This window comes from Streptomyces sp. NPDC005791, assembly GCF_042871485.1.
Lineage (GTDB): Bacteria > Actinomycetota > Actinomycetes > Streptomycetales > Streptomycetaceae > Streptomyces.
The window spans coordinates 208,445-232,476 of the sequence record NZ_JBIAIP010000009.1; the positions used below are offsets into that span (position 1 = coordinate 208,445).

The following is a 24,032-nucleotide window of genomic DNA, read 5'->3' on the forward strand; positions in this document are numbered from 1 at the left end:
GACACACCGCACTGCCCTCGGCCCCGTATCGCCGGGAGTGTGGAAGGCATGAACACAGTCATCGAAACCGTGGGACTGAAACGGAGCTACAAGGGGTTCGACGCCGTACGCGGCATCGACTTCACGGTCGCTCGCGGAGAGCTCTTCGCCCTGCTGGGCACCAACGGCGCCGGCAAGACCTCCACGCTCGAACTCCTGGAGGGCCAGGCCGCACCCACCGGCGGAAGCGTCCGGGTCCTGGGCCATGACCCGTTCCGTGACCGGACACAGGTACGCCACCGCATCGGGGTGATGCTCCAGGAGGGCGGCTTCCCACCGGAGCTGACGGTCACGGAGACCCTGCGGATGTGGGCCGGCTGCACCAGCGGCGCCCGCCCCACCGACGAGGCCCTCGCGCTGACCAACCTGTCCGACCGGCGCACGGTGAGGGTCAAGCAGCTCTCCGGCGGCGAACGCCGGCGCCTCGACCTCGCCCTGGCCCTGCTCGGGCGGCCGGAGGTGCTGTTCCTCGACGAGCCGACGACCGGCCTGGACGCCCAGTCGCGCCGGGACACCTGGGAACTGATCCGCGAACTGAAGGCCCAGGGCACGACGGTGCTGCTCACCACGCACTACCTCGAAGAGGCCGAGCAGCTCGCCGACCGGCTGGCGATCATGCACAAGGGACTGATCGCCACCACCGGACGGGTCGCCGACGTGGTGGCCGAACGGCCCTCCCGGATCACCTTCACCCTGCCCCGGGACCGCTTCCTCGGCGAACTCCCGCCGCTCGCGCCGATGGGCGTGACCCGGCACTCCGACGAGGGCGGCACCGTCCGCCTGGAAACCCGGGACCTGCAGCGCACCACCACCGAACTGCTCACCTGGGCCCGGCACACCGGCGTCGCGCTGCACGCCCTGGACGCCCGTTCCGCATCACTGGAGGAGGCCTTCATGGAGATCGCCAAGGGCCTCGAGACGGAGGAGATCCGATGACGACGACCGCCCCCGCCCGGCCGCTGACCACCACCCCGCCCACGCGGCGTACCCCCGTCGCCCGCATGGCCGCCCTCGGCCGCGCGGAGATGTCCCTGCTGGTGCGCAGCAGGGCGGCCCTGTTCACCGCGCTCGTGCTGCCCGCCGTCATGGCTTTCTCCATGCGCGGCATGGTCAAGAGCCTCGACCTGGGTGGCACCGGCCTGTCGATCGCGACGGTCCTCCTGCCGGGGACCCTGGCCATGGCCCTGTTCTTCTCCGTCTACACGAACCTCGTCGGCGTGTACGTCACACGCCGCGAGAGCCTGGTGCTCAAGCGGCTGCGTGCCGGGGAGGTGCGCGACTGGGAGATCCTCGCCGGCGGCGCGCTGCCGGCGGTGGTACTGGTGCTGGTGCAGAGCGTGCTGCTGTCCGTCGGCATGACCGCCGTCCTCGACGCCGACGCGCCCGCGGCCCCGCACCTCGTGGTCCTCGGCATGCTGCTCGGCGTACTGCTGCTCGTGGCCGGGGCGGCGCTGACGGGTGCCTTCACCCGGACGGCGGAGAGTGCGCAGCTGACGTTCCTCCCGTTCATGCTGGTGACCATGGCAGGATCCGGGGTCTTCATGCCGCGCGAGGTACTGCCCGGTGTGGCAGCCGACATCAGTGCCTGGCTGCCGTTCTCCCCGGTGATGGACCTCGTACGGGGAGGCTGGACGGGCGACCTCGGCGGCATGGACCAGGTCCGCCTGGTGCTCGCCGCCCTGGCCTGGACGGGAGTGGCGGCCCTGGGCGTGCGGCAGTGGTTCCGTTGGAGCCCGCGCAACTGAGGACGACGGCCGTCGAGCGGGGAGCCGGGGGAGTTGAAGATGTTGAGGAACATGAGCATGAGCACGAGCGTGGAGGACTGGGTGGAACGGCTCGGTGGCCAGGACGGCCCCGACCGCTACCGCCGTTACGCCCTGGGCAGCGTCGGCTTCCTCGCCGTCAGTGAGGTGGGTCTGTGGGCCGTCTGGGTGGCGCAGTCGGGCGCAGACGCGCTCACCCTGGCGTCCGTGGCCGTCCTGGGCTCGGTGCACGCCGTCCTCCAGTTCCTGCTCTGGCGTGCCGCGCTGAGCCACTACCTCGCCGTCGGCCCCCGGCCCGTCGGGCTCACGGTGGCGTTCACGACGGTGACCTTGGCCATGGCGGCCCTGGGGTGCGTCCTGCTGTCGTCCGGCCGTATCGACGACGCCGATCTGACCTCCTTCACGGTGTGGCTGCTGATGTTCTTCGCAGGCCCGCCCATGCTGGCGCTGCCGCCCCGCGTGGGCATGGTCTTCCTGGCCGCCGTCACGGTCGCCTGCCTGGCCGGGCCCGTCGCGGCGGGACTGACGGGACCACCCCTGGGTCTCGCCCTCGGGGGCAGCGTCGTCATGGTGCCGTTCATGGCCGTCGCGTCCCGGGCCTCCGGCTGGAGTGTCCTGCTGATCGAGCAACTGGCTGCCGCACGCGAGACGCAGGCCCGCCTGGCGGTCGCCGAGGAACGGCTGCGCTTCGGCCGTGACCTGCACGACGTCCTGGGCCGCAACCTCGCGGTCGTGGCACTGAAGAGCGAGCTCGCGGCTCAGCTGGCCCGGCGCGGCCGGCCCGAGGCGGTCGAGCACATGGTGGAGGTGCAGCGCATCGCGCGGGAGTCGCAGCGGGAGATCCGGTCGGTGGTCCGCGGCTACCGCACCGCCGACCTGCACACCGAACTCGCCGGCGCACGCTCCGTCCTGGAGGCCGCGGGCATCGACTGCCGCATCGAGTACGGACCCGCGTCCCGCCTGCCCACCGACGTGCAGTCGGCCCTCGGCTGGGTGGTGCGCGAAGGGACGACGAACGTGCTCCGCCACGCGCCGGGCGCGTCCCGCTCCACGATGTCACTGCGCACCGCCGGCCCGTCCGAGGCCCTGCTGGTGATGGAGAATGACGGGGTGTCCGACGCGGAACCCGGCACCGGCACGGGCCTGGCCGGACTGAAGGAACGCCTGGCCGGACTGAACGGCACCCTGGCCACCGAGCACGACCCCGGCGGCTTCTTCCGCCTCACCGCACGCGTCCCCTGGGAGGATGGCGAATGATCACGGTCCTGCTGGCGGACGACGAGCACCTCATCCGGGGTGCGCTCGCCTCCCTCCTGGCCCTGGAGGACGACATCAGGGTCGTCGCCCAGGCCGCGACCGGCGACGAAGCCGTGGCCATGGCCACGGCGCACCGCCCCGACGTCGCCGTACTCGACCTCCAGATGCCCGGTCTCGACGGCGTGGCGGTGGCCGCGCGCCTGCGGGACGCCGTGCCCGGGTGCGCCGCGATGATCGTCACCAGCCACGCACAGGCAGGCGCCCTGAAACGGGCGCTGAGCGTCGGCGTACGCGGCTTCGTACCGAAGACGGTGTCCGCGCACGACCTGGCGCAGATCATCCGCACCGTCCACACCGGCGGCCGTTACGTCGACCAGGAACTCGCCGCCGACGCCATCGCGGCGGGCGAGTCACCCCTGACGCCCCGGGAGGCGGAACTCCTGTCGTACGCCGAGGACGGCGCCCCGGTCGCGGACATCGCCGCCCGCGCCTCGCTGTCCAGCGGTACGGTCCGTAACTACCTCTCGGCGGCGGCGATGAAGCTGGGCGCGGAGAACCGCCATGTGGCGGCCCGCATCGCTCGGGAGCACGGCTGGCTCTGAGACGCCGCTCCCCGTGGCCGTCGCTGCCGGCCTGGACGCGCGTCCGTAGGCATCGACGAGGAGGACGGTATGCGACGGTCGGAACTTCGCCGCGCGGTGGAGGCAGGACGGGCCACCGCTTCCGGGCTGGGTCTTCAGGTCGACGACGTGGTCGTCATCCACGACTCGGACCGCGTCGCGCTGCGCCTGGACCCGTGCGGTGTCCTGGCGCGGGTCGCACCTCTCGGGCACCTGGCCGACTCCGCGTTCGAGGTGGAGGTCGCCCGCCGTCTCGCCGAGGTGGACGCTCCGGTGGCCGAGCTCGATCCCCGGGCCGGACCGCGCGTCTTCTCCCGTGACTCCTTCGCCGTCTCGCTCTGGACCTACTACGAACCCGCGCGGGCGGAGATCACGCCGGCCGACTACGCGGACGTGTTCCTGCGGCACCATGCCGCCCTGCGTCGGATCGACCTGAACGCCCCCCACGTCACCGATCGGGTCGCCGTGGCCCTCGGAGTGGTGAACGACCGGAAGCGGTCCCCCGATCTGCCCGAGTCCGACCGGAGGCTCCTCGGCGACACACTCGAGGGACTGGGCGCCGCGCTCAGCACCGAGAACGCCGGTGACCAGCTGTTGCACGGCGAACCCCATCCGGGCAACGTCCTGAACACGCGGCGCGGTCCGCTCTTCGTGGACCTCGCCACCTGCTGCCGCGGGCCGGTCGAGTTCGATCTCGCCCATGCGCCCGAAGCGGTGGGGGAGCACTACGAGGGCGCTGACCACGGGCTGATCCACCGGTGCCGCGCCCTGAACTGGGCGCTGTTCTCGGCCTGGCGCTGGCGCCGGGACGACCAGATGCCCGACCGGGCCCACCGGAGAGTGGCGGGTCTCGACGAGCTTCGTGCCGCTCTCGACCGCTGCGGACCGGGCTGAAGGCACACCAGGGCGGCTGTCCTCGGACGCCGGCCCCGCCGCGGCGGCGAGCGAGCCGCCGCACCGGGGCCGGCGGACGCCGCACCGGCTCAGGGCGCGGCGGGGCAGTAGCCCTGCGGGCAGAACGAGGCGGCCGCCACCGAGGCCGCCTCCGCGTACGTGGCGTCCCACTCGTCCTCGGGACCGGCGACGAGGATCACCCAGCGCACCCCGTCCTCGGCGACGAACGCCCTGAGCAGTGACTGCCGGACCGTCCCGTCGTCGCGCGGCACGAGGTACTCCAGCTCAGCCGCCTGCGATCCGTCGGCGGGGTCCAGCTCGTCCAGCCGCAGCCGCTGGTAACCGTCGGCCTTCCCCACCAGCCGGTCCGTCTCCTCCAGGGCGTCGTACGGCGTGTAGCCCGGCTCGGAGATCTGGTAGATCTGCAGGAGGCCCTCCCCGCCGTTCGTCTCGTAGAAGACGACGGTGCCCTCCAGGCGCGGGTCCTCCCGGCGCTGCCAGCCCTCCCTGACCTGTACGCCGAAGCCCTGCACGTCCTCCTGTGCCACGAAGCCGGGCGGAGGTGCCTCGGCGGTGGGGGTCTCGCTCCCGGTGCCGGTCTCCTCGGTCCCGTCGGCGCCGGCGGCCGTGCCGGTGGCGTCCGTCGCCCCAGGGGTGGCCTCCGCGGACGCCTCCACCCCGTGCGCCTCGTCCTCGCGGAACAGCAGCCGCCCGCCCCCGAAGGCGACCGTGCCCACCACCGCCACCGCGAGCGCGACGGCCGCGATCCGCAGAGCCCGTTCCGTGGCCTGCGGCCGCCCGGTGTCCGGAGCCGAGGACGGCTGCCACCGCTGCCCCCCGGTGTCCCACCCCGTCATGGCAGCATTCCCGTGATCACCCCGGCGGCCACCCCGGCAGCCGTCTGCCCGCCCACGGACCCGGCCGCGCGGCCCGCCAGCGCCGCAAGGCGCCGCAGCCTGCCTCCCTCCACCCCGCCGGTGGCCTGGACCTCCCGCTCGGCCTCCGCCGCCTCGGTGCGGAGCTCACCCTCCGTGCCGCGCAACAGCCGCAGCGCGTCGACCAGTTGAGGCGTCGCCTCGATGAACCGCTCCGACCGGTCGGTGGACCTCGCGTCAGGGCCCGAGGCCGCGGCGCCGCCCGTCATCCGGCCGATGGCGATACCGCCCGGGACCGGCGCCACCACCGGCGGCGGCAGCAGGTCCGCACCACGCGGCCGGCCGATCCGCCGGCCGGCGTCCTCGGCCTCCGCCCGCGACCCGGCCGCGACGGCCCCACCGTCGAACTCGCCGACGACGATGCCACCCGCCGGCTCCGTCCCCGCCGGCTCCGCACCCGTCGGCTCCTCGCCGTCGCCCGGCTCCCGGTCCGCCCGCTGTGCTTCGTTACGCCCAGCCATGTCCCGCACCCCGCTCTCTCGTTCGGTCTTCCACAGTCCCCACGGCTCGACAGGCGCGTGCCGCCGGACCGTCACCCGCCGTCGCGGCGGCCCAGCACCTGCTGCAGCGCTCCGTCGGCCCGCGCCCTGGCACCCCGGCCCGTCGCCACCGCACCGCCGCTCATCGTCCCGATGAAGACGCCACCGTTGCTCACCTGGACGATCTGCTGCTCCAACTGCCCGGTGTCATGGCCCTTCTCGCTCAGCGCCTGGAGCGCCCCCGTGCCGATGCGCTCCTGGATCGTCCGCAGATAGCGGCTGACGTCCATCTGCTGGAGCGGTGACTCGCCACGCACGGACGCCAGTTCGCGTACGGACGCCGCGGCGCCCTCGGCGGAGGCTTCCCGCGTTTCCGCGTACCCGGCGCGGCGCGGGGACCAGCGGACCGCGCTGTCCAGCGAACGCGCGGCGGAGAAGGCCGCCGCCACGCCGGCGGCCGGAGCGGTCACGAGGGCCCGGGCCGCCGCGATCGCCGGGTAGGCGCGGCCCCGCTCGACGATGGCGTCGACGAGCCCGAACTCCGGCTTCAGCGGGTCCAGTACGTGCGGAACGACCTCCAGCACCAGCAGCTCGCCCTGGGTGTGCACCCGGATCAGCACGGAGACCACCACCTGGTGCTCCCACGCGCTGACCCGGACCCGCAGGAAGTGCCGCCGGGCCTCGCCGCCCTCACCGACCGAGGTGAGCCGGTGCATCGCCGTGGCGTCGGCCCCGTGATCGACCTCGTGCCTCGGTGGACCGGACGGCAGATAGACCAGCTCGTCGAGCTCCACCTCCCTGAGGCGGTCGAGCCCCGACGGGGGCTCCGGAAGCCGGCCGAGGTCCGCCAGCCGCTCCCGTACGCAGTTCAGCACCCCGGCCGCGGTGAGCGGCTCCGCGTCCGCTTCCGGCTTGCGGCGCAGGTCCATCACGAGGGACCAGGGCTCCAGGGGGCGCCCGGATCCGACGAAGGGCCGGGCGGGTTCGTACAGGACGAGTCCCGAGTCCTGCTCCCTGTCGATGGCCTGACCGAGATCCCGCAGCCACTCCGGTTCGGTCAGTTCCTCCCGGGGCCGCCGCTCGAACTCCCCAGCGCTGAGACGGTCGCACATCACCGCCTCCACCGCGCTGCGGTGCCTCCACACGGGAAGCACCAGCAGCAGCGGGAAGACCACGGCCATCCAGTTCGCGGAGGTGTTCCACACGGCGGCGAGCGCGGCTGCCCAGTACAGGGCCAGCAGGAGCCGGGGCCCGAAAGGCAGGAGCCGGGCCCAGCCGTCACTCGCCGGCAGCAGACCGTCCAGGGAGTACACGCTGGTGCCGCGCCCCGACACGTTCCTGACCAGCCACAGAAGGCCGCAGACGATCGCGTAGTTCAGGGCCCAGACACCGGCGCCCGGATAGCGCCGGACGTAGTCGCCGTCCTCGAACAGATCGGTCGGGAGGAAGAAGCGCCGTTCCGTGTAGCTCTGGTCGTACGCGTCGGCCAGGCTCCAGGAGGTCATCCAGCCGAAGCCGTCCCCGTACAGGTCGGCCAGCCAGAACAGCGTCCACAGGAGCGCGATCAAGCCACCGGCCTGTAACTCGAGCCTGCGGGCCCGCAAGGCGTGCGCCAGCACGGGGACCACATCGACCCCGGCCGACGGCGCCACCGCCCTCCCGTCGTGCTCGACCAGCTCCTCCACGACACGGCGCCGGAAACGTGCCTGGAGATACGGTCCCGCGCAGAGCAGGCGGGTGGTCCCGGTATGGGAGTACCGGCCGCCGGACGGCTGCGGACCGGGGTGTGGATTCGGCTGAGCAGGAACCGTCAAGGTGGCCCCGATCCCTCTGTGTAGCCACGAGTCGCGGCGAATCGATTGCTGTGAGGCGCCAGACTCTAGAGCAGTCGACTACATTGCGCCATACCGGTGTCACACTGTGCACCCGGTGGGTGGGTTCGTGATAAAACGGGCCGGGGACGCGATGACTCCGCAGCCCGGCACCGCCGCGCGGTACAACTCGCCGCTCGCGGCGGCGCGTCCGCCGTGGCGGTCACCACGTCCTCGGCCGAGCGTGGCGAACGGCTGCGCCGCCTCGGCGCGACCCCCGTACTGGACCGCGGCACTCCGTCCCGTCGTACCCGACACCATCATCACGCCAACAGTTCGGCGAACTCCGACACGGCCTCGCCGTACCGGACGTTCCACCCCTCCACCACGGCCGCCTCCACGATGTTCGTGTCCACGTCCTCCCACAGACGCGGCGACGGTTTCCCCGGCGAGTTCTCGTAGTTGAACGCGATGACGTCCAAGAACACCGGACGCTTCAACCGCGCGTTCTCCAACCTCAGCAGCAACCACTGGGCGAGCGCCGGGTAAGGGGTGAACTCGGGGTTCCGGAGCCATTCGGTGAGGTCCGCCTCCGACACGCTGTAATCGATGTCCGCCTCCCCCAGCGCGTCGATGAAAGCGGTAGGCGGTGCCTGCACCTGGAGGAGCCGAATCAGCTCGCTGCGGCCGGTGGCGTCGAGGTCCGGTGGCTGGGCGATCAGCCGGAACGCCTTCCTCAGCCAGGCCTGTTCGTTCAACCGACGCGTAGCCAGGCCGCTCCACGGCGGCTCGGGCGTCGGCCTGCGGAACGGCGCGGGCATCCGCCGGTACCGCTCCGTGATCCGGCGCAGGCAGTCACCGAACTTCTGCACATCGTCGGGATGGATTCCCTCGGTCCACCCCTGCGCCGTGAACGTGGCGGTGGCGGACGCCGTCGTCCCGTCCCCACTGACCGTCACCACTGCGGGCGTCTCGTAGCGTTCCCCGCCCCGGGAGGTGAGCGTGAGCTCGAACACGACCGGATCGATCGTGTAGTCGAGCGTGAACGCCGCCCCGTCCACGGTAACGCTGACGTTCCCGCTCGGCGCGCCCAGCGGCACGCCTCCGACGGTCCAGGCGATCGTGGGCTGCGGGTCGACGGGCTCGCCGCTGCCGCCGAGGCCGGAGCTGCGCACACCGAAGCGGGCGGTCGTGGCGGTGGCGAAGGTTCCCCGACGGACAGTGTCGCCGCACGGCGTCATGGTCTCGTGGACGTCACCGACGGGGCCGACCACGTCGTCGGTCTGGAGTTCCCGGACGATCTCGGCCGCCTTCGCCGCGCCCGCCGTGATCGACAGATCCACCCACTGCCGCTCGGGATCGACTGTGACGGTACGTACGACGAGCGGTGTCGTCGCGACGGCGACATCGGTGTCCGGCGACGCCGTCGGTACCGATCCCCGGTACCACGCGCGCGGCCCCTTGCCGGCGATGTCGACGACCGAGTGGACGACCACCCCTTCCCGCGAAAGGCTGGGTCCCAGTGGGTCCATGCCGGTGTCCCAGCCCGCCGGAACGCGGTACTCGACGTAGACCCGGCCCACCCCGTTGGCCGGCTCGCCGGGCGGGTGCAGCACGAGCAGGCATCTGCCGTTCGACGCGGACGCCGGCACGAGGCGTGCGGTGACCGGTAGGCCCGGTTGCGGGAAGGACGCCTCGACCACCCGGCCGGTCAGCGCGTCCGGCATGAACAGGTGCAGGTTCGCGCGCGCGAGGTGCGGGCCCATGGTGAAGGCCCCGGCGTACGGCCAGTCGGTGACTGTCGGCCCGGTGAAGGTCGGCTGGCCGGAGTAGAACGGCTCCGTGCCGAGGAAGCGGCCGGCGAAGGTGGCCGATGACATGAGGTCGTAGGGAGAGCCGTACTCCTGACCGACGATGACGGTGGCGTCGGCCGGATCCCAGTCGGTACCGTTGTTGTCGAGCCCGAAGGTGTGGTCGAGGCCGAGGACGTGGCCGACCTCGTGGCACATGAAGGTGAGGTCACTCGACATCACCGGGAGCACGGCGACCGGCAACCCGTCGACAGCGGTCGCACCGGCGTCGAAGCCCTGCGTGATCGTGGCAGGCTGTCCCGGCTGCCCCGCCAGGGGGTTCGGCACGGTCCGTTGTCCCGGGTGGGTGATGACGATCAGGCCGTTGAGTCCGGGCCACTCCGGGGGGTCGGGGAACCGGGCACGCAGCGCGTCGACAGCAGCGCGGGCCTGGGCGGTTCGGGAGGTGTCGGCCCCGATCGTCGCGTCGACCCACGGGAACATCGGCGAGTCGACGAAGTCGAGGTGCCCCCGAGTGGTGTTCTCCCAGAACGGCAGCAGGGCGTGGTCACCGGTCATGAGCGTTGCGATGCAGGCAGCCTCGGGGATGACGGGCACGGTGGTGTCGTGCCGGACCCGAATGATGCCGAGGCGGACGGACTTGGCCATGATGTCCGGCTCCTTGTCGGGAGGACCGATGCGCCTGTAGCCAGTGGAAGCACGACGCCGTACCCGTTCTTCAATCTACCGCCCGGCCCCGCACCCCGCAGCCGTGGAACGGGACGGCAAACCCTGCCGTCCCGGACGCCGGGACGGGGCGTGGGGGCGGGGGAACACACCGAGAACAGGGCGACGTGATGGTGACCTCACGAACATTCGCGCACTGCGCCGGGCCGTGACGCCCTGTCGACCAGCACGGGGCCCTGAACCAGGCCGAACTCGCCGTTCGCCGGACGCCGACTCCACGATTCGACACCGGCCACATACTGACCCACGATGGAATACGGGAACTGCGGGCACAGAACCGGATGGTGGACCCGCTTCCCGGTAGAGCAGCCGACTGACCATCAGGAAGGCAGCGCAACCAGCACTGATACGACATGAACTACGTGATCAGGCATCCCCCGGGCAAGGTCGTGCCACGGAGTTCCCCGCTCCTGGTCCGGCCGAGGCGCTACGTCACCCGCGTGGTCGACGCCGCCGAAGGGGTGCTACGGAAACTGCTGGTCCGGTCGGCCGCCCGCAGCAAGGTCGCCCCCTCGCGACGGTGGTGGATGAAATGGTCGCTGATGGCGTTCCTGCAGCGCCTCTCCTGGCTGGCCGTTCTGGCTCTGGGGGGCTGGGTGGGAACAGCGGTCTGGGCGCTCGTCACCCGTGAGACGTCCCCGGTCGAGGGCTGGTGCAAGGACTCGGGTTCGGGCTGCACGGTGACCTACGGGTTCCTGACACCGTTCCTGAGCCTCGGGTTGGCGACTCTGGCCTTCCTCCTGTACCAGTACGTCTCGGTGCGCAGACCGCTGACCCGGATGGCCAAGAAACACCCGAGCAGCATCGTGCCCACGGCCGGTCCCACACTCACGGACGTGGTCGGCCGCAAGGAGATGTGCCTGGTCATTGCACGGGCGCTGCGCGACCGGCGGACCAGGCGCCCGTACCTGCTCGTCGGCGGCGTGGGCACCGGGAAGACCTCGGTACTCGTACAGCTCACCCAGATGCTGGCCGAGAAAGGCGCGGTGCCGGTGCCCGTCCGGCTACGGGACGTCGACCTGGGCACCTCCCGGCTGGACTTCCGTGAGGTGGGAATGAAGCGCTTCTGCGAAGCGGTGGACCGGGGCGCGCTGTCCGGAAGGCAGAGCGAACGGGTATGGCGGCAACTGTGCCTGGACGACCGGGCCGTCGTCATCGCCGACGGCCTCGAGGAGATGTTCGCCGAGGACGGCAGGCAGAAGGAGCGGGACCTCCTCATCCGGCACGCGATCCGACAAGCGGAGCAACAGAAGCTCCCCTTGGTGATCGCCACCCGTCCGCACGCGCCTCTGGAGCACACCCCGGCTGCGGTCATCGAGCTGGAGCCGCTCAGCGAGGAAGCCGCGCTGGAGTACCTGGAGCGGGGCCGCTCGGAGGTCGACAAGCACCGCATGGACTGGATCGTCGAAACAGCGGCGGTCTCCGAGTCGCCGCTGTATCTGCAGATCGCCCACCAGTTGCAGGACCACCACCTGTTCGAGCATCTGACCGGGGCCAAGGACTGGGCAAAACTGGTGGACACCCGCAACGGTGACCGGGTGGATCTGCAATGGCGGCTGCTCGCGACGTGGCGGAAGGCCCTGGTCGAAGGGCGCATCCACGAGGAAGTGGCGCTGCCCTACGAGGAGCGCCGCGACATTCTCGAAACAATCTCCGCACTGGCGGGGATCGGGCTGCTCCGGGACCAGTTGGAAGTCAGGATCAACGAGCTGTTCGAACCGGACGAGGGCGGCGCCGCTCCCAGCGAGGTGAACGCATCGCACAGCACGCGCACCGATGACGCGAATTCCGGAGCCCTGCACATCCGGAAGCGGATCGCCAAGAGGGTCGACGCGTTGTCGCCCACCGACAACAACGCCAGGCGTCGGCGCGATTTCCTGTCGCTGTGCGCCACCCAGGCAGAGCAGCTCGGCCTGGTGGAGATCCGCGGTGAAATGGTCCGCTTCCCGCACAGCCTTGTACAGGCGTACCTCGGGGCCGGATACCTCGACGTCGCCTCGTACGAGCCGGTGGCCGCAGCGCTCGAAGAGCCGGGCCCCGGGCGCGAACTCCTCATCGCCCTCGTCCTGAGCTCCCGGGAACCCCGGGGAACGGATTCCACCGAGGACGCACGGCTGAAAGTCGTCCAACTGCTCCTCGACACTGCGCAAGAGCGCAAGGACGCCAAGGCGCTCGACATGTTCGGGGCCGCCCTCGAAATCGACCTGGTGACCGGAGCGCCGCAGCATCAGCACATCGCCCAGGTGCTGTACGAGAGGTGGGATCAGATCAGGGGGAGCGACCGCAGGACACTGGAAGACACCAAGCAGGTGCTGATACGGCGGTTCGGCGATGTGCTACGGGCGATCGACGCGGCACAGGGCAGGAGGGACTCCCCCACGAGGGGCCGGGTTCCCGCCTACGAATGGCTCTTCAAAATCGCCGTGACCGAGACCTCGTACCCGCTGCGGATCGCCGCCGCGCAGGAGATAGGGGTGGGAGGCGACCGGGCCTTCGATGTGCTGCGCACCATGTTCCCGCTGCCCAGGAACGGGGACGACGAGGCGAACGACCCCGCAGTGCAGTACGAGACGGCATGCCGCGAACAGGCCGAGACGGATCAGCGGACCCGGGAGATCTTCCTCAGTCTGCGGCCCGACAACGACGAGACGTGGGCGCGGTACGACCGGTACACGGAGGCGAGCAGGACGTGCCGTAGCGAGATCTGGCGCCGGTTCACGATGCGGGCCTGGCTGGTGCCCATGATGGTGGGTTCGGTCAGCGACAAGCACCGTGAGCAGGCGAAGGAGCGGCTCGGCCTCTGGCTGCGTCATCTGGAGCCGAACAGCGCGGCGGCACGGCAGGCAGCGCTGCCCCGCTCCCTCGAGATCGCCCTTGCGCAGGGCTTCAAGTGCGCGGCGAACCGCAGGCGGCGCCATCCGCAGTCCAACGACAAGGTCAGGGACTTCCTCGTCGCGCAGGCGGAACACATGCTCAGCCACGCGCGCTGCTGGTACTCCCAGATGACACTCATCCATGCGTTGTGTCTGTGGGAGCTGCCGGACGTCACCGGCGAGCCCCCACCGGGCGGGCGGTACGGCCGCCGAGCCCTGGACGCGGCGGAACCTCATGCCGACCCGGACGAGGCCCGGTTCGCCCTCCCATCGGTGAGGAGAGCCGCCCCCGTACAGGCGGTGGAACGCTGGCTCGCGCTGGCCGGCAGCAAGCAGGATCCCGCCGCGCTGCACCCGGGGGACCGGACCAGCAAAGGGGACCGGCTGCACCCGTTCGTCGCCGAGGCGGCCAACCTCGCGGTCCTCGCCCTGGAGAGCCGACACCCCGAGCGTTTCATCTGGATCGACGAGATCGCCGCCATGAACCACATCGGCTCCTCCTCGGCAGATCCCGATGCCTACCGCAAGCACATCCTCTGGATACCGCCTTCGGTGGGGTGGAGCACCCTGCACCCTCGCGCCCAGCAGCTCCTCGCTGACGCCTGCCTCCTGATCAACCTCACCGAGTGGAACGGGCCGCCGGCCAAACTGGAGGAGCGCCTGGAGCGCGCGGACCGGTCCGTGCTGCCGCCGTGCCTCACCAAGGACCGCCACCCGCTCCGGCCGAGACGGACGGTGGGCGTCGCCGAGGACGCGCCACCAGGGAGCACCTGCCTGCGGGACTGTCCCTTCCAGTTGTGCCCCTACCCCGCCATGGGCAAGCAACCGCGAGCCGAGCTGCCGGAGACCTTCTGCCGGCAGCAGCAGGCGCTGCTGCATGGGTACCGCACCTTGAACCCACTGTCCTGGCTGCGCCGCAAGAGAGCGCCGTGGCAGGGCATGACGGCAGCCGAACTCCGGGATTTCTGGGAGAACATGGCGGCCCGGTCACGGACCCCCTCCCGCTGAACCAACGGTGGGGGCCGTTGACCACCCGGGGACAGGTCCCGCCACCGGTGCGGGAAGGTTTCACGCCGACGTGCTGGCCGGCAAGCTTCCGACCAGAGTTACCGCTGGCAGCGCCCGAAGGTCACGACGTAGGTGCCTGCGTCGGTGAAGCCTCTGCCGGCGGGGGCCGCCGCTCCCCCCTGAACCCCTGTGCCCAACGCCGTCATCGACGCATTGAGGATGGCTTCACGGTGCCCAGCCTTGCTGATGTTCATCCACCAGTTGACGGCAGCCCTCGGGGTGCCCCCTCCGCCCCAGCCGGTGTACGTGATCTCACTGAACGCCCACGATCTCGGATTCGGGCAGTAGCCGGCGCCTTTGATGCGGCTCTCCGGCGTCGAGCCGGTCGTTGGGTTGTTGTGCGGGTTATTGCCTGGCCCCCACCACTGCTGGGATGTTGCCTGGCGCGCGTGCAACGTCGCCGCCGCGGTAAGCGCAGGGTCCTGGGAGAGCGTGGGCAGGCCTCGCTTCGCCCGTTCATCGTTGATCAGGCATATGAGCGCCCTGGAGAAGGGGTCATCACCGTGGGAACCCTCGGAGGGGGCCCGGTCGATGGCGGAGGTGGTCGAAGCATCGCCACACTCAGGCTGAGCGGCTGCCGCCGGCGTGGCGATCAGGACCAGAGGTGCCGAGCAGACCACCGCTGCGGCGAGAGCAGCGAACTTCGTTCGTGCGGTGTGATTTCCCATGGAGGGGTGCCTTTCCCTTGGCGCAGCTTGCCGACCGTGCGCCGTGAGCGAGGTGGACAGGCCGGGGACGCCAGCGCTGGGACAGCAGGTGCCGGACAGAATTCACGGCCGTGCCGTTATCCGGCTTGCGCTGACCTTTCAAGCCTTACACCCACCCCCACGAGGTCGCCATCCGGGCGGCACACCGGCGAATGCCTCGATACCCTGGTCCGTTGTCCGAGGCCGCCGGTACCCACCGGTCCACCAAGTGGCCGTACACCACCACAGCGGCCGCCACGCGCTTCCCCTTCAGCCGCGGTCACTCAGATGTCGATCCCCTTGCAGCCAGACCCATGGTGAGCCCGGCCCGGTGGTCGTTCTCGTAGTCGCCCGGGCTCTCGAACCCGCACACGCTGTGCAGTCGGCAGGTGTGGTGGAAGCCGGGATCCAGGTGGCGGCCCTGATCCGGGCCACTGCGCGGGCGCGGAAGGCGTGGCGGTTGACGTACTCGCCCTCCAGGACGCTGTCGAACGCCTCGCTGGCGGCGTTCTGGAATCCACCGGTGTCGGCCGGCACGAGCCCGCAGTGCTCCTTGCCGCCTTCGGGCCGGCTCATTGACAGCGTGCCGTCGCCGGCCGACACCCGCGCGGTGTGGCTCGACAGAGGTGTGAAGGCCACGTAGTGCCTTCACGTCAGGGTGATGTGGACGAAGCTTCAGGACGCGCTCGTCGCAGTGCACGATCTCCAACTCGCGCTCCGGACGCGCGAAGCTCTCCAGGACGCCTGCAGAGATCCTCGAAGCCGCACGTCAGCGGGCCGGCGCCGACAAACGCGGACGCGTCCTCAAGGCCGTCCAGGGCATGCTTCGCGACAACCGGCGCAGCACCTTCAACTGTTGGCGGATGCGTTGCCGTGCCCAGAGCGCCGAGACCGTGGGCACGATCGCGGGGCGTTCATCGCGGCCGGAGGCTCAGGAACCAGCCACGCTTGTGGGCGCGGTCCAGCCGGTGGCTCGGATCCACTCGACCAGGTCCAGGGTGGCCGGCTCGATCGAGCGCACCACCGCGAGGTCCGAAGGGTGTTCCGTCGCCTCCGCGAACTGGCGGAACATCGCCTTGTCGAGGTCGTTGGGAAGCACGCTCAACGGGAGGGCCTCGTACCGTGCCGGGAGCCCGGCGCGCGCGCCGAACACCGCGGCGATCTGGGGGCCCGTCAGCTCGTCGCCGACGAGCTCGACGGCCCCGCCGGGCGCCTCCGCGGTGTCGAGAAGGAGCGCGGCGGCGACCCGGCCGATGTCCCTGACCGAGATCATCTTCAGGGCGACGTCCTCCGGCAGCGGCAGCCTCAGCACGATCTCCCCATGCTCCAGGCTCGGTGCCATCACGCTCGCGAAGTTCTCCATGAAGGCGGTCGCGCGAACCATCGTGGCCCTGCGGCCGGACTTCCGCAGGTGCTCCTCGATCCAGTGCTTCGAGTCGTGGTGCGGCACACCCGACTCCCGGTCCGCTCCGAAGACCGAGTTGAACACGACGTGCGGGACGCCCGCCTCGACCGCCGCGTCGACGAGCGCGGTACCGATGCGGATCTCCGTCTCGACCTCTTCGAGGCTGTTCGCCTCCGGGGTCATGAAGTAGAACCCCCTGACCGTCGCCAGCGCGGCGGCCAGCGACGCCGGGTCGTCGGCCCGGATGGCCGCCAGCTCGACGCCGCGGGCGGCCAGCGCCTGAGCCCGGTCGGACTGCGGGTTGCGGACCAAAGCCCGCACCCGCGCCTTGTGGTCCAGCAGCGCGTCGACCACCGCCCCGCCCTGTTGCCCCGTCGCACCGAAGACTGCGATCGTGCCGGTCGTCTGTGTGCTCATCGCTTCCCCATCAGTAAGTTCATGGCATGAACGAAATTAGTTCACGGCATGAACTTCGTCAAGGTGTGGGTGTAGCGGGACCTCACGGTGTGATGGGTCGGTTCGAGGTGGGCGAAGAGAGGTCCGAGGTGTCCACGATGGCGGTGGCCACGCGCTCGAAGTCGCGCTGGTCATCGGCGTCGAGGTCCCTCGCGATCTCGGGCAGGCGCTTGGCGACCTCGGCGTAAATGGCCTCGGCGAGCACCTTCCCCGTGGGCGTCGCACTGAGCATGACGACCCGTCGGTCCTGCGCCGAGCTTGCCCGGCCGACCAACTCGCGCCGCGCGGTGCGATCGACCAGCTGGCTCAATGCGTTCTTGGTCATACCCAACGACGCGGCGAGGTCGGCCATCTGCCGCGGCTCGTTCCTGACTGCGCAGAGCAGCGTGGCCTGCGAGGGGGTCAGGTCGAACTCGGCGCAGACCTGCGCGTACTTGCGTTGAATCACGACCGAGAGCCAGAAGAGCTTGTCGCCATAGTCCACGCCGGGCCTTCCCCCTCCGATGACGAACGATCAGCCTACTTGTCGCGGGCCAGGCAGACCACGCCCCGGCGCCCCTGGCACGGCCAGGTCGTCGAACCATCCACGTGCGCCCACGGCTGACCTCAGGTTCCCGCACCCAGTACCGGCACCAAGGTCAGCCGGACGATCACGCGGGTGACGGCCACTGATCGGTAGCCCACTCCAACCAGTCTGACCACCCAGGAGGCGGACTTCCCACCTCACGGCCCTCGAGTTCCGCGACATCGGGCTCCTCGAACAGCGTCCTCCGGTGCACGAGGTCCGTCTCGCTCATCGCGAAGATCTGATCAGGGGTGGTCGACTGGCGATGCGCGATCCGAGCCCGTTGAGTCTCATGGTCCACCGGCACATACACAAGCTGAAAGGACGCGCCCACGGACATCACCCAACCAGCGGATCGCGGACGGGGATCCTTCTCGTACATCCGGCGCTGTGGTCGCCCGCACCTCGCTGATCATCGGCGACGGGAAGTCCGCACACGAACGGGTGGTGCACGAAATCGCTTCCGGGGCCCGTCCCGGTGTCCTGTTCACGGACGACATCCGTTGCCCGGTGCACGTGACCGACTTGGCCGCAGCCCTCATGGAACTCGCGTCGGGAGACGCGAGCGGCATCCACCATCTCGGCGGACGCGATGCCATGAGCCGTCACGCCCTGGGCGTCCTCATCGCCCGACGCGACGGGCTCGACGAAGCCCGACTGCCCACGGGCCTGCGGGCGGACAGCGCGCAACCCGGGGGCCTCGACGTCCGCCCCGACAGCAGCGCGACCCGGCGCGCACTGCGCACCACTCTGCGCGGGGCCGACGAGTTCCTCACCCGGGACGGGCAGCCTTCACGCGACTGAGCCGGATGGGGGCACGCGCGCGCATGAGCGCCACGGAGACGGGAGCCTGTGACCGAGGCATCTGCCAGCGGAGCCCGGAAGCAGGAGCGGAGACGAGCGATGGCCACCACGGCGGGCGAGGCACGGGACGGACTCTCACAGCCCAGCGGAATCCAGTTGCCGGGCATCGTCCTCGGGGTGGGGATGGGAGGGTTCGTCGACGGCATCCTGCTGCACCAGCTGCTCCAGTGGCACCACATGCTCACCAGCACCGACCAGGACCACATCGGGGTGAAGTACTACAGCCCCCACACCGTCACCGGCCTGGAGATGAACACCGTGTGGGACGGCATCTTTCACACCGTGTGCTGGCTCTCGGTCCTGCTCGGACTCGCCCTCCTGTACGCGCGGGTCACCCACCACCGGCTGCGGGTGTGGACATCCCCGGTGCTGTGGGGCTGGATGCTCGTCGGCTGGGGCCTGTTCAACGTCGTCGAAGGAGTCCTGGACCACCACATCCTGGGCATCCACCACGTCCACGCCGGAGACGACCAGGTCTGGTGGGACATCGGCTTCCTCGCCCTGGGCGCCCTGCTGGTCGCCGTCGGCTTCCTGCTCCAGCGCAGCGGACGGCCCTTCGACCCCGGCGCCCACTCCGGTCACCATGAGGGCCGGCGCACCTGATGGACCACCCCATGCCCGCACACGGGCACGCGGCGGGCGGCAGCACCCTGGAGACGCTGCTGCCCGCGCTCCTGCTGCCGGCCGCCGCCGGTGCCTACCTGCTGCTCGTCCGCCGTGCACGCCGCCGCAACCCGGCCCTGGGCTGGAGCCGATGGCGGACCAGCAGCTTCCTGGCAGGAACAGCACTTCTGGGAGCGGCACTGGTGCCGCCCTTGGCGCCGTACGCACATGAGGACTTCCGTGGCCACATGGCCCAGCACATGCTCATCGGCATGTACGCGCCGCTCGCGCTCGTCCTGGCCGCCCCTGTCACCCTCCTGCTGCGCTCCCTGCCCGCGACCCGGGCGCGGCAGCTGGCCGCGTCGCTGCGCAGCCCACCCGCGCGCGTGCTCGTCCACCCCCTGGTCGCACCGGCACTGTCCACGGGCAGCCTCGCGGTGCTCTACTTCACGCCCCTCTACAACGCGACCACGGACAGCCCGGCGGCACACTGGCTGCTGCACGCGCACTTCCTCCTGTCCGGATGCCTGTTCGCCCACGTCATCGCCGGCCCCGACCCCGCCCCTCACCGCCCGAGCGTGCGCGCACGGCTGATCTGCCTCGGCGTCGCGATCACGGGGCACGCGGTGATCTCACAGCTGATGTACGGCGGCTTCTGGGTCGACATCCACGCGCCGATCCACCAGGTCCAGGCAGGCGCGGAGATCATGTACTACGGCGGCGACATCGCCGAACTGCTGCTGGCCGCCGCCCTGGTGTCCACCTGGCGCCCCGCCCCACGCCACCGCCGGGCCGCCCGCCGCACCACCGCGCCGGGGGAGGCGCCCGCAGTCGCCTGACACGGAGGCCGCCGCGAGACCGGACCCCCGGAGGCACCGACAGCTGATCCCCACGCCGCCGCCCCGGCTGCGGTCATCCGGGAGTTACGGACAGCCAATCCTGGACATATCGGGGCGCCTGCTGTCCGTAACTCCCCAACGACCGGCCGGGCGTGGGCCACGTCAGACGTTGCCCCTCCGGCCCGACACGCAGGCGCATCCGCTCGACCGACGGCCGCCCTGCCGCGTGCCAGCGGGTGTACTCCTGCGGATCGGCCCCGTCCAGGTCGGGCAGTAGCCGGCGGCGGGGGCTGGTGAGGTCGGGTGGGCATGAACGAGGCCTGCCCGCCCAGGACCGGCCCGCTCGCCGCCCCCAGGGCGCGGCAAGGGCGTCGGTGTTCCGGGAACATCGGTTCTCCGTAAGGTGTTGGGCGGCCCGGGGCTGTCCCCCGCGTCGGGGTATCGGTGCGGTGAGCCGGGACCTCGGCTCAGATGCGGGTGGTGCGACGGCGAGCCCCGGCCCGTAGGGCGGCTTGTCCGTCTGCGGGCGTGTCGAGGCTCGTCGCCATCACGTACTCCGCCCACACCGTCTTCCCCGGGCCGACGCGGTCGCGTACGCCCCAGCGGGTGGAGAGGGCGTCGACGAGCACCAGGCCACGACCGTGGTCGTCGGCGGGCGTCGGCACGACAGGGGACGGCCGCGCGGGGTGGGTGTCGGACACCTCGATACGGATGAGGCTCCGGCAGGCGTCGTACGCGAGGAGCAGCGCGAAGTCCCGGCCGGACACGCGGCCGTGCAGCGCGGCGTTGGCGGCGAGCTCGGCGACGACCAGCGTGACGGCGTCGTGGTCACCCGTCCCGCGGGGGTGCCCCCACTCGACGAGCTGGAGCGCGGCGAGCAGACGCGCGAGGCGCGCTCCGCGCCGAGTGGCGGAGAAGCGCTGGGCGAACACACGCGCGGGGGCGGGGGTTCGTGGTGAGGGGCTGGCATGGGGCTCAGCCTGGCGGGGTCATGCGGCTCTGCGGCAGGCACGGCACCGATACAGATCGGCTTGTATCAGCTCACGCACTGGACCGGGTGGGTCACGGTGCGTGACCATTGGCCGGGTCGGGCGGGTGGCGCAGCGCGGACGACGCACGGTACGGCACGGGTGGGCCCTGCGAACGGGCCAGGCACAGGGAAAGGCGGCCGCGCATGGCTACGGACAACGACGGTGGCAGGGGTGGGGGAAACGGAAACTGCGGCGAGCCGGAGGTGTCCGACAGCCTCAAGACGTTCGGGGCGGTACTCAAGGCACTGCGGGACGAAGCCCGTCTGACGCAGGAGCAGTTCGCGCCTCTGGTGCAGTACTCGGCGGCGTACATCGCCAAGATCGAGCAGGGCAAGCGGTTCCCGCCGAGGGACTTGCTGGAGCGCTCGGAGGAGGTACTGGGGGCGGCCGCGGCCCGGGTGCTGGTGGCGGCGGCGCGAGGCCTGACACGGAAAACCGGCCTGGCTTCGTGGTTCCTGCAGTGGGCGGCCGTCGAGGAGGAGACGACTTCGCTCTACGCCTACGAGTGCAGGGTCATCCCCGGCCTGCTGCAGCCCGAGCCGTACATCCAGACGGTCTTCGATCGCCACCTGCCTCCACTCACCCAGGAGCAGTCCGAACGCCAGGTGGCGGATCGATTGGCCCGCCAGCAACTCCTCATCGACCGTCCGAACACCACCTTCAGTTTCATCATCGAACAAGCGCTACTGGAACGGCGTTTGGGCGGCGCCCGGGTGACGAAGGCTCTTCTCGACCACCTGCTCCTCGTGGGGCGCTACCGCAACGTGGAACTCCAGGTGATGCCACTGGTCCAGGAGGACCACGCCGGTTTCGAAGGCGAGATGTACCTCGCGGAAACCGCCGACCACCGGTGGGCCGGTTACGTCGAGGGGCACGGCACCAGCATGCTCATCAGCGATCCGAAAGCGGCAAGTCACATGCTCCAGCGCTATGGCAAGATGCGCTCGCAGGCCCTGAGCCATCAGGACACGACGAGCTTGCTGGAACAGATGCGAGGAGGGCAATGAGCACCGTGGAGCTTGCCTGGTCCAAGAGCAGCTACAGCGGAGGCGGCGGCGACAACTGCGTCGAGATCGCCGTACGTCCCGAGGCTGTGCTGGTCCGGGACTCGAAGGACACGCAGAGGCCCGCGCTGACTGTCTCCCTTCGCGCATGGTCGTCATTCACGGTGCTGGCTGCGGACTCGCGCGTCTGAACGGCCGGTAGGGGCAGCAGTCGTCCTGTTGCCCCGTCGACCGGTCGTGACTCCGGCCGCGACAGCCAGACACGGAACCGAGCCTCGGCTGTTGCAGGGAGCCGTCAATAGGGGCGGTGGGACGCGAAATCGGGCATGATGCGCATCCCCGGCTCCTTGCCTTCCCACGCTCGGTGGCCATGCGGGCAGCCGCCCTCGCCGCAGGCACCGGTCTGAGCACCGACCTACGGCGCGCGGGCGCCCTGCTCCCAGGGTCAGAGGTTGAAAAAGCCCGGCACCCGGCCATCCGGGGTTCCCACCAAGGCAGCGCGGTCGAGCAATATGTTGTTGTTCTCGCAGCTCGTCTCCGGCAGGAGCAGGCAGGCGTGGCAGGCGGCCATGTTCAGGCTGTCCGCGCCGCTCGCCTCCGCCTCCATGCACAGGGGGTCGTTCGAACACCAACTCGCCCTGTGCAGTGCGGCCCGGAGAGAGGCGTCGAGACGGTCCGGCTCGCCCTGCGCGACGACGCCGCCGAGACTGCCGGCGGAATCGCTGGTGGCCGTGTAGATCAGCACACCCGCCATGTCTTCGTCGCTGTAGAGCCGCTCCCGCAGGGATGCGGCCGGGTAGCCACCGTCCAGGCTCCATTCGTTGATCAGTGTGTGGGCCAAAGCATGCAGAAGGAGGAAGCGGGGCGTGGCGGGTGAAGGAGGAATCGGCTTGTCCGAGTCGCTCGCGCGGGCTGACAGCAGTCGCTCGTGGTTCTCGCGGATCCGGGCGGCGCGAGCGACCTGTTCCGGTCGCTCCTCCCAGATCCGAAGCCGCTCCGGGGCGAGGCGAAGGAACACACCTTCACCGCTCACTTCGAAAGCCGGAAGCCAACTCGGTTTCGTCAACGAGATCGCTGACTGGCGCAACTGGGAATCGGCCGGGCTCGGTTCCTCCACACGTCGGAACGACTGCAGTGCCCGTACTTCGCGCAGTCGCTTGACCAGCATCACCTGGGTCAGCCCGTGTGACGAGCGCAGGATGTCGATCGGGGCGGTGGGGGCTTCACAGACGAACTCCTGTTTCTCCTCGGCATCTTCAGGGTGAGGTGTGGACAGACTTCGATACTCGCCTTCGTAAAGCTTCCGCCGGTAGTCGCCGACGCGGTTGGCGGCTTCCGTGTCATCGTCCTGCTCTCCGGCATCGATCTCGGCCGTACGCCTCCGCTCGACCTCTGCCACCACGTCGTCGTCGGTGTATTTCGGGTGATGGAGCAGCAGTTTCATGACGCGTACGAACGACTTGATGGAGGCGGGATCCTCGTCCTTCAAACCGTCGTAGAACGGCGCCACGATCTTGGCGATGCCCTGGCTGTACGGAGGGATGGACAGGGCCGAGTGCATGACCGGGAACCAGACCGAGGAAGAACCACGCTGGAGGGTGCGCGGTGGCTCCTGGCAGCTCTCGGTAGGAGCGTCCTTGAGCCAGGGGCGACGGCCGCCGCACCGGATGCCGAGGTCCCTGAGGGCCTGGCGTCGGAACGACCCCTCCATGGACACCTTCTCCACTCCGCAACTGCAACTGATCAGTACGGCACGCAGGGATGCGGTCGAGCCATCGGCCTGGAAGGACAGTTGGCCCCCACAGCCACCGGAACCCGCCCGGTTGCCCCGGTGGACCCACTTCCAGTAAGGGAAATCCTCCAGATGGCCGTGCGTGCACGCGATCACGAAGCGGGAGGGGACCAGGCTCTCCTGGCATGTCGAGCACTCGGCCCGTCCGGCCGGTGCGTTGAACTTACGGAAGGGCTGCAACTGATGGCAGTGAGGACATGAGTACATCTCCGGGAAGCGCACCGCCCGTACACCGTCCCGTGCCGAGTCGGCATCGGGAGCGGGGGGCATCCGGAACCCGGAGACTCCCAGCTGCCGAGCCAAGCGGGGCTCCGAGATGAAAGGTGCCTCGGAGATGTCCCACGAGTCGATACCACGGATGAGGAAGGACTCGTTCTCCACGGCGATCATCGCTCCGACGCCGTACGTCGTGATGAGCTGGGCCCGGCGGATCTCTCCGAGCTTGCGGGCGCTACGTGCTGTTGTCGAAGGGAGGCCGCGACGGCGGGTGCGGGGAGGTACGGGGCCCATG

Annotated in this window: 20 protein-coding genes and 2 pseudogenes; 12 read left to right on the plus strand and 10 right to left on the minus strand. The window is 70.4% G+C overall.

Features of this window, described 5'->3' with window-relative positions; translation table 11 throughout:
* The first annotated feature begins 48 nt into the window (after window positions 1-48).
* The 5 genes from ACFYSH_RS19505 to ACFYSH_RS19525 all read left to right on the plus strand — a co-directional run bounded on the left by ACFYSH_RS19505 (window position 49) and on the right by ACFYSH_RS19525 (window position 4,573).
* Window positions 49-975: an ABC transporter ATP-binding protein gene (locus ACFYSH_RS19505; protein ID WP_388753964.1), complete on the plus strand. Its 927-nt coding sequence runs from the start codon at window positions 49-51 to the stop codon at window positions 973-975.
* Window positions 972-1,784: an ABC transporter permease gene (locus tag ACFYSH_RS19510; protein ID WP_359464583.1), complete on the plus strand. Its 813-nt coding sequence runs from the start codon at window positions 972-974 to the stop codon at window positions 1,782-1,784. Before ACFYSH_RS19505 ends, ACFYSH_RS19510 begins: the two co-directional genes overlap by 4 nt.
* Before the next feature lie 57 nt (window positions 1,785-1,841).
* Window positions 1,842-3,059 (plus strand): sensor histidine kinase, encoded by a 1,218-nt coding sequence (locus ACFYSH_RS19515; RefSeq protein ID WP_388753968.1) that lies wholly within the window; start codon window positions 1,842-1,844, stop codon window positions 3,057-3,059.
* Window positions 3,056-3,661, plus strand: coding sequence for a response regulator transcription factor (locus ACFYSH_RS19520; RefSeq protein ID WP_359464578.1), 606 nt, complete (start codon window positions 3,056-3,058; stop codon window positions 3,659-3,661). The genes ACFYSH_RS19515 and ACFYSH_RS19520 overlap by 4 nt, the downstream gene beginning before the upstream one ends.
* A gap of 69 nt (window positions 3,662-3,730) precedes the next feature.
* Window positions 3,731-4,573 carry a phosphotransferase gene (locus ACFYSH_RS19525; protein WP_388753971.1) on the plus strand — a complete coding sequence of 281 codons (843 nt, stop codon included), beginning with the start codon at window positions 3,731-3,733 and terminating at the stop codon, window positions 4,571-4,573.
* An 89-nt stretch (window positions 4,574-4,662) separates the two neighbouring features.
* Here the strand turns inward: ACFYSH_RS19525 and ACFYSH_RS19530 are convergent, their stop codons facing one another.
* The 3 genes from ACFYSH_RS19530 to ACFYSH_RS19540 all read right to left on the minus strand — a co-directional run bounded on the left by ACFYSH_RS19530 (window position 4,663) and on the right by ACFYSH_RS19540 (window position 7,801).
* Window positions 4,663-5,430 (minus strand): hypothetical protein, encoded by a 768-nt coding sequence (locus ACFYSH_RS19530; RefSeq protein WP_388753974.1) that lies wholly within the window; start codon window positions 5,428-5,430, stop codon window positions 4,663-4,665.
* Window positions 5,427-5,969 (minus strand): hypothetical protein, encoded by a 543-nt coding sequence (locus ACFYSH_RS19535; protein WP_388753977.1) that lies wholly within the window; start codon window positions 5,967-5,969, stop codon window positions 5,427-5,429. Before ACFYSH_RS19535 ends, ACFYSH_RS19530 begins: the two co-directional genes overlap by 4 nt.
* A 71-nt stretch (window positions 5,970-6,040) precedes the next feature.
* Complete coding sequence (locus ACFYSH_RS19540) at window positions 6,041-7,801, minus strand: hypothetical protein (protein ID WP_388753980.1); 1,761 nt, start codon at window positions 7,799-7,801, stop codon at window positions 6,041-6,043.
* A 177-nt stretch (window positions 7,802-7,978) separates the two neighbouring features.
* On the opposite strand from ACFYSH_RS19540, the pseudogene ACFYSH_RS19545 reads away from it, so the two are divergent.
* Window positions 7,979-8,089 (plus strand): annotated as a pseudogene (locus ACFYSH_RS19545) (NADPH:quinone reductase); the annotation flags it as partial.
* 32 nt (window positions 8,090-8,121) lie between these two features.
* On the opposite strand, the gene ACFYSH_RS19550 reads toward ACFYSH_RS19545, so the two are convergent.
* Window positions 8,122-10,257, minus strand: coding sequence for a hypothetical protein (locus ACFYSH_RS19550; protein WP_359464568.1), 2,136 nt, complete (start codon window positions 10,255-10,257; stop codon window positions 8,122-8,124).
* A 431-nt stretch (window positions 10,258-10,688) separates the two neighbouring features.
* On the opposite strand from ACFYSH_RS19550, the gene ACFYSH_RS19555 reads away from it, so the two are divergent.
* Window positions 10,689-14,216: an NACHT domain-containing protein gene (locus ACFYSH_RS19555; RefSeq protein ID WP_388753983.1), complete on the plus strand. Its 3,528-nt coding sequence runs from the start codon at window positions 10,689-10,691 to the stop codon at window positions 14,214-14,216.
* Between the two features lie 98 nt (window positions 14,217-14,314).
* Here the strand turns inward: ACFYSH_RS19555 and ACFYSH_RS19560 are convergent, their stop codons facing one another.
* The 4 genes from ACFYSH_RS19560 to ACFYSH_RS19575 all read right to left on the minus strand — a co-directional run bounded on the left by ACFYSH_RS19560 (window position 14,315) and on the right by ACFYSH_RS19575 (window position 17,307).
* On the minus strand, window positions 14,315-14,944 hold the full coding sequence (locus tag ACFYSH_RS19560) for a CAP domain-containing protein (RefSeq protein WP_388753985.1): 630 nt from the start codon (window positions 14,942-14,944) through the stop codon (window positions 14,315-14,317).
* 288 nt (window positions 14,945-15,232) lie between these two features.
* Window positions 15,233-15,601, minus strand: coding sequence for a hypothetical protein (locus tag ACFYSH_RS19565; protein WP_388753987.1), 369 nt, complete (start codon window positions 15,599-15,601; stop codon window positions 15,233-15,235).
* Window positions 15,602-15,893: 292 nt separating this feature from the next.
* Entirely contained in the window at window positions 15,894-16,784 is an 891-nt protein-coding gene (locus ACFYSH_RS19570; protein ID WP_388753990.1) for an NmrA/HSCARG family protein, read from the minus strand.
* Between the two features lie 82 nt (window positions 16,785-16,866).
* The gene (locus tag ACFYSH_RS19575; RefSeq protein WP_388753993.1) at window positions 16,867-17,307 is read right to left on the minus strand and encodes a MarR family winged helix-turn-helix transcriptional regulator; all 441 of its coding nucleotides are present in this window, start codon (window positions 17,305-17,307) and stop codon (window positions 16,867-16,869) included.
* A gap of 442 nt (window positions 17,308-17,749) precedes the next feature.
* Here ACFYSH_RS19575 and ACFYSH_RS19580 point away from each other — a divergent pair.
* From ACFYSH_RS19580 to ACFYSH_RS19590, 3 genes and pseudogenes are all read left to right on the plus strand, one after another.
* Window positions 17,750-18,192 (plus strand): annotated as a pseudogene (locus ACFYSH_RS19580) (sugar nucleotide-binding protein); the annotation flags it as partial.
* Window positions 18,193-18,291: 99 nt separating this feature from the next.
* The gene (locus ACFYSH_RS19585; RefSeq protein ID WP_388753996.1) at window positions 18,292-18,855 is read left to right on the plus strand and encodes a DUF2243 domain-containing protein; all 564 of its coding nucleotides are present in this window, start codon (window positions 18,292-18,294) and stop codon (window positions 18,853-18,855) included.
* A gap of 11 nt (window positions 18,856-18,866) precedes the next feature.
* Window positions 18,867-19,694: a cytochrome c oxidase assembly protein gene (locus ACFYSH_RS19590; RefSeq protein ID WP_388753999.1), complete on the plus strand. Its 828-nt coding sequence runs from the start codon at window positions 18,867-18,869 to the stop codon at window positions 19,692-19,694.
* 467 nt (window positions 19,695-20,161) lie between these two features.
* Here the strand turns inward: ACFYSH_RS19590 and ACFYSH_RS19595 are convergent, their stop codons facing one another.
* A complete protein-coding gene (locus ACFYSH_RS19595) occupies window positions 20,162-20,626 on the minus strand; it encodes an ATP-binding protein (RefSeq protein ID WP_388754002.1) in 465 nt (154 codons plus the stop codon).
* Between the two features lie 242 nt (window positions 20,627-20,868).
* On the opposite strand from ACFYSH_RS19595, the gene ACFYSH_RS19600 reads away from it, so the two are divergent.
* Window positions 20,869-21,732 (plus strand): helix-turn-helix domain-containing protein, encoded by an 864-nt coding sequence (locus ACFYSH_RS19600; RefSeq protein WP_388754004.1) that lies wholly within the window; start codon window positions 20,869-20,871, stop codon window positions 21,730-21,732.
* Complete coding sequence (locus tag ACFYSH_RS19605; protein WP_388754007.1) at window positions 21,729-21,920, plus strand: DUF397 domain-containing protein; 192 nt, start codon at window positions 21,729-21,731, stop codon at window positions 21,918-21,920. Before ACFYSH_RS19600 ends, ACFYSH_RS19605 begins: the two co-directional genes overlap by 4 nt.
* 254 nt (window positions 21,921-22,174) lie before the next feature.
* Here the strand turns inward: ACFYSH_RS19605 and drmB are convergent, their stop codons facing one another.
* Window positions 22,175-24,031, minus strand: coding sequence for a DrmB family protein (gene drmB, locus ACFYSH_RS19610; protein ID WP_388754010.1), 1,857 nt, complete (start codon window positions 24,029-24,031; stop codon window positions 22,175-22,177).
* Window position 24,032 lies beyond the last annotated feature (1 nt).

What these genes read in the sequence shown, in the direction of transcription:
- ACFYSH_RS19560 (WP_388753985.1), bottom strand. Translation starts at nt 14,944, where the DNA reads ATGGGAAATCACACCGCACGAACGAAGTTCGCTGCTCTCGCCGCAGCG.
- ACFYSH_RS19520 (WP_359464578.1), top strand. Translation starts at nt 3,056, where the DNA reads ATGATCACGGTCCTGCTGGCGGACGACGAGCACCTCATCCGGGGTGCG.
- ACFYSH_RS19605 (WP_388754007.1), top strand. Translation starts at nt 21,729, where the DNA reads ATGAGCACCGTGGAGCTTGCCTGGTCCAAGAGCAGCTACAGCGGAGGC.
- ACFYSH_RS19590 (WP_388753999.1), top strand. Translation starts at nt 18,867, where the DNA reads ATGCCCGCACACGGGCACGCGGCGGGCGGCAGCACCCTGGAGACGCTG.
- ACFYSH_RS19525 (WP_388753971.1), top strand. Translation starts at nt 3,731, where the DNA reads ATGCGACGGTCGGAACTTCGCCGCGCGGTGGAGGCAGGACGGGCCACC.
- drmB (WP_388754010.1), bottom strand. Translation starts at nt 24,031, where the DNA reads ATGGGCCCCGTACCTCCCCGCACCCGCCGTCGCGGCCTCCCTTCGACA.
- ACFYSH_RS19530 (WP_388753974.1), bottom strand. Translation starts at nt 5,430, where the DNA reads ATGACGGGGTGGGACACCGGGGGGCAGCGGTGGCAGCCGTCCTCGGCT.
- ACFYSH_RS19515 (WP_388753968.1), top strand. Translation starts at nt 1,842, where the DNA reads ATGAGCACGAGCGTGGAGGACTGGGTGGAACGGCTCGGTGGCCAGGAC.
- ACFYSH_RS19550 (WP_359464568.1), bottom strand. Translation starts at nt 10,257, where the DNA reads ATGGCCAAGTCCGTCCGCCTCGGCATCATTCGGGTCCGGCACGACACC.
- ACFYSH_RS19600 (WP_388754004.1), top strand. Translation starts at nt 20,869, where the DNA reads ATGGCTACGGACAACGACGGTGGCAGGGGTGGGGGAAACGGAAACTGC.
- ACFYSH_RS19510 (WP_359464583.1), top strand. Translation starts at nt 972, where the DNA reads ATGACGACGACCGCCCCCGCCCGGCCGCTGACCACCACCCCGCCCACG.
- ACFYSH_RS19505 (WP_388753964.1), top strand. Translation starts at nt 49, where the DNA reads ATGAACACAGTCATCGAAACCGTGGGACTGAAACGGAGCTACAAGGGG.
- ACFYSH_RS19535 (WP_388753977.1), bottom strand. Translation starts at nt 5,969, where the DNA reads ATGGCTGGGCGTAACGAAGCACAGCGGGCGGACCGGGAGCCGGGCGAC.
- ACFYSH_RS19570 (WP_388753990.1), bottom strand. Translation starts at nt 16,784, where the DNA reads ATGAGCACACAGACGACCGGCACGATCGCAGTCTTCGGTGCGACGGGG.
- ACFYSH_RS19555 (WP_388753983.1), top strand. Translation starts at nt 10,689, where the DNA reads ATGAACTACGTGATCAGGCATCCCCCGGGCAAGGTCGTGCCACGGAGT.
- ACFYSH_RS19585 (WP_388753996.1), top strand. Translation starts at nt 18,292, where the DNA reads ATGGCCACCACGGCGGGCGAGGCACGGGACGGACTCTCACAGCCCAGC.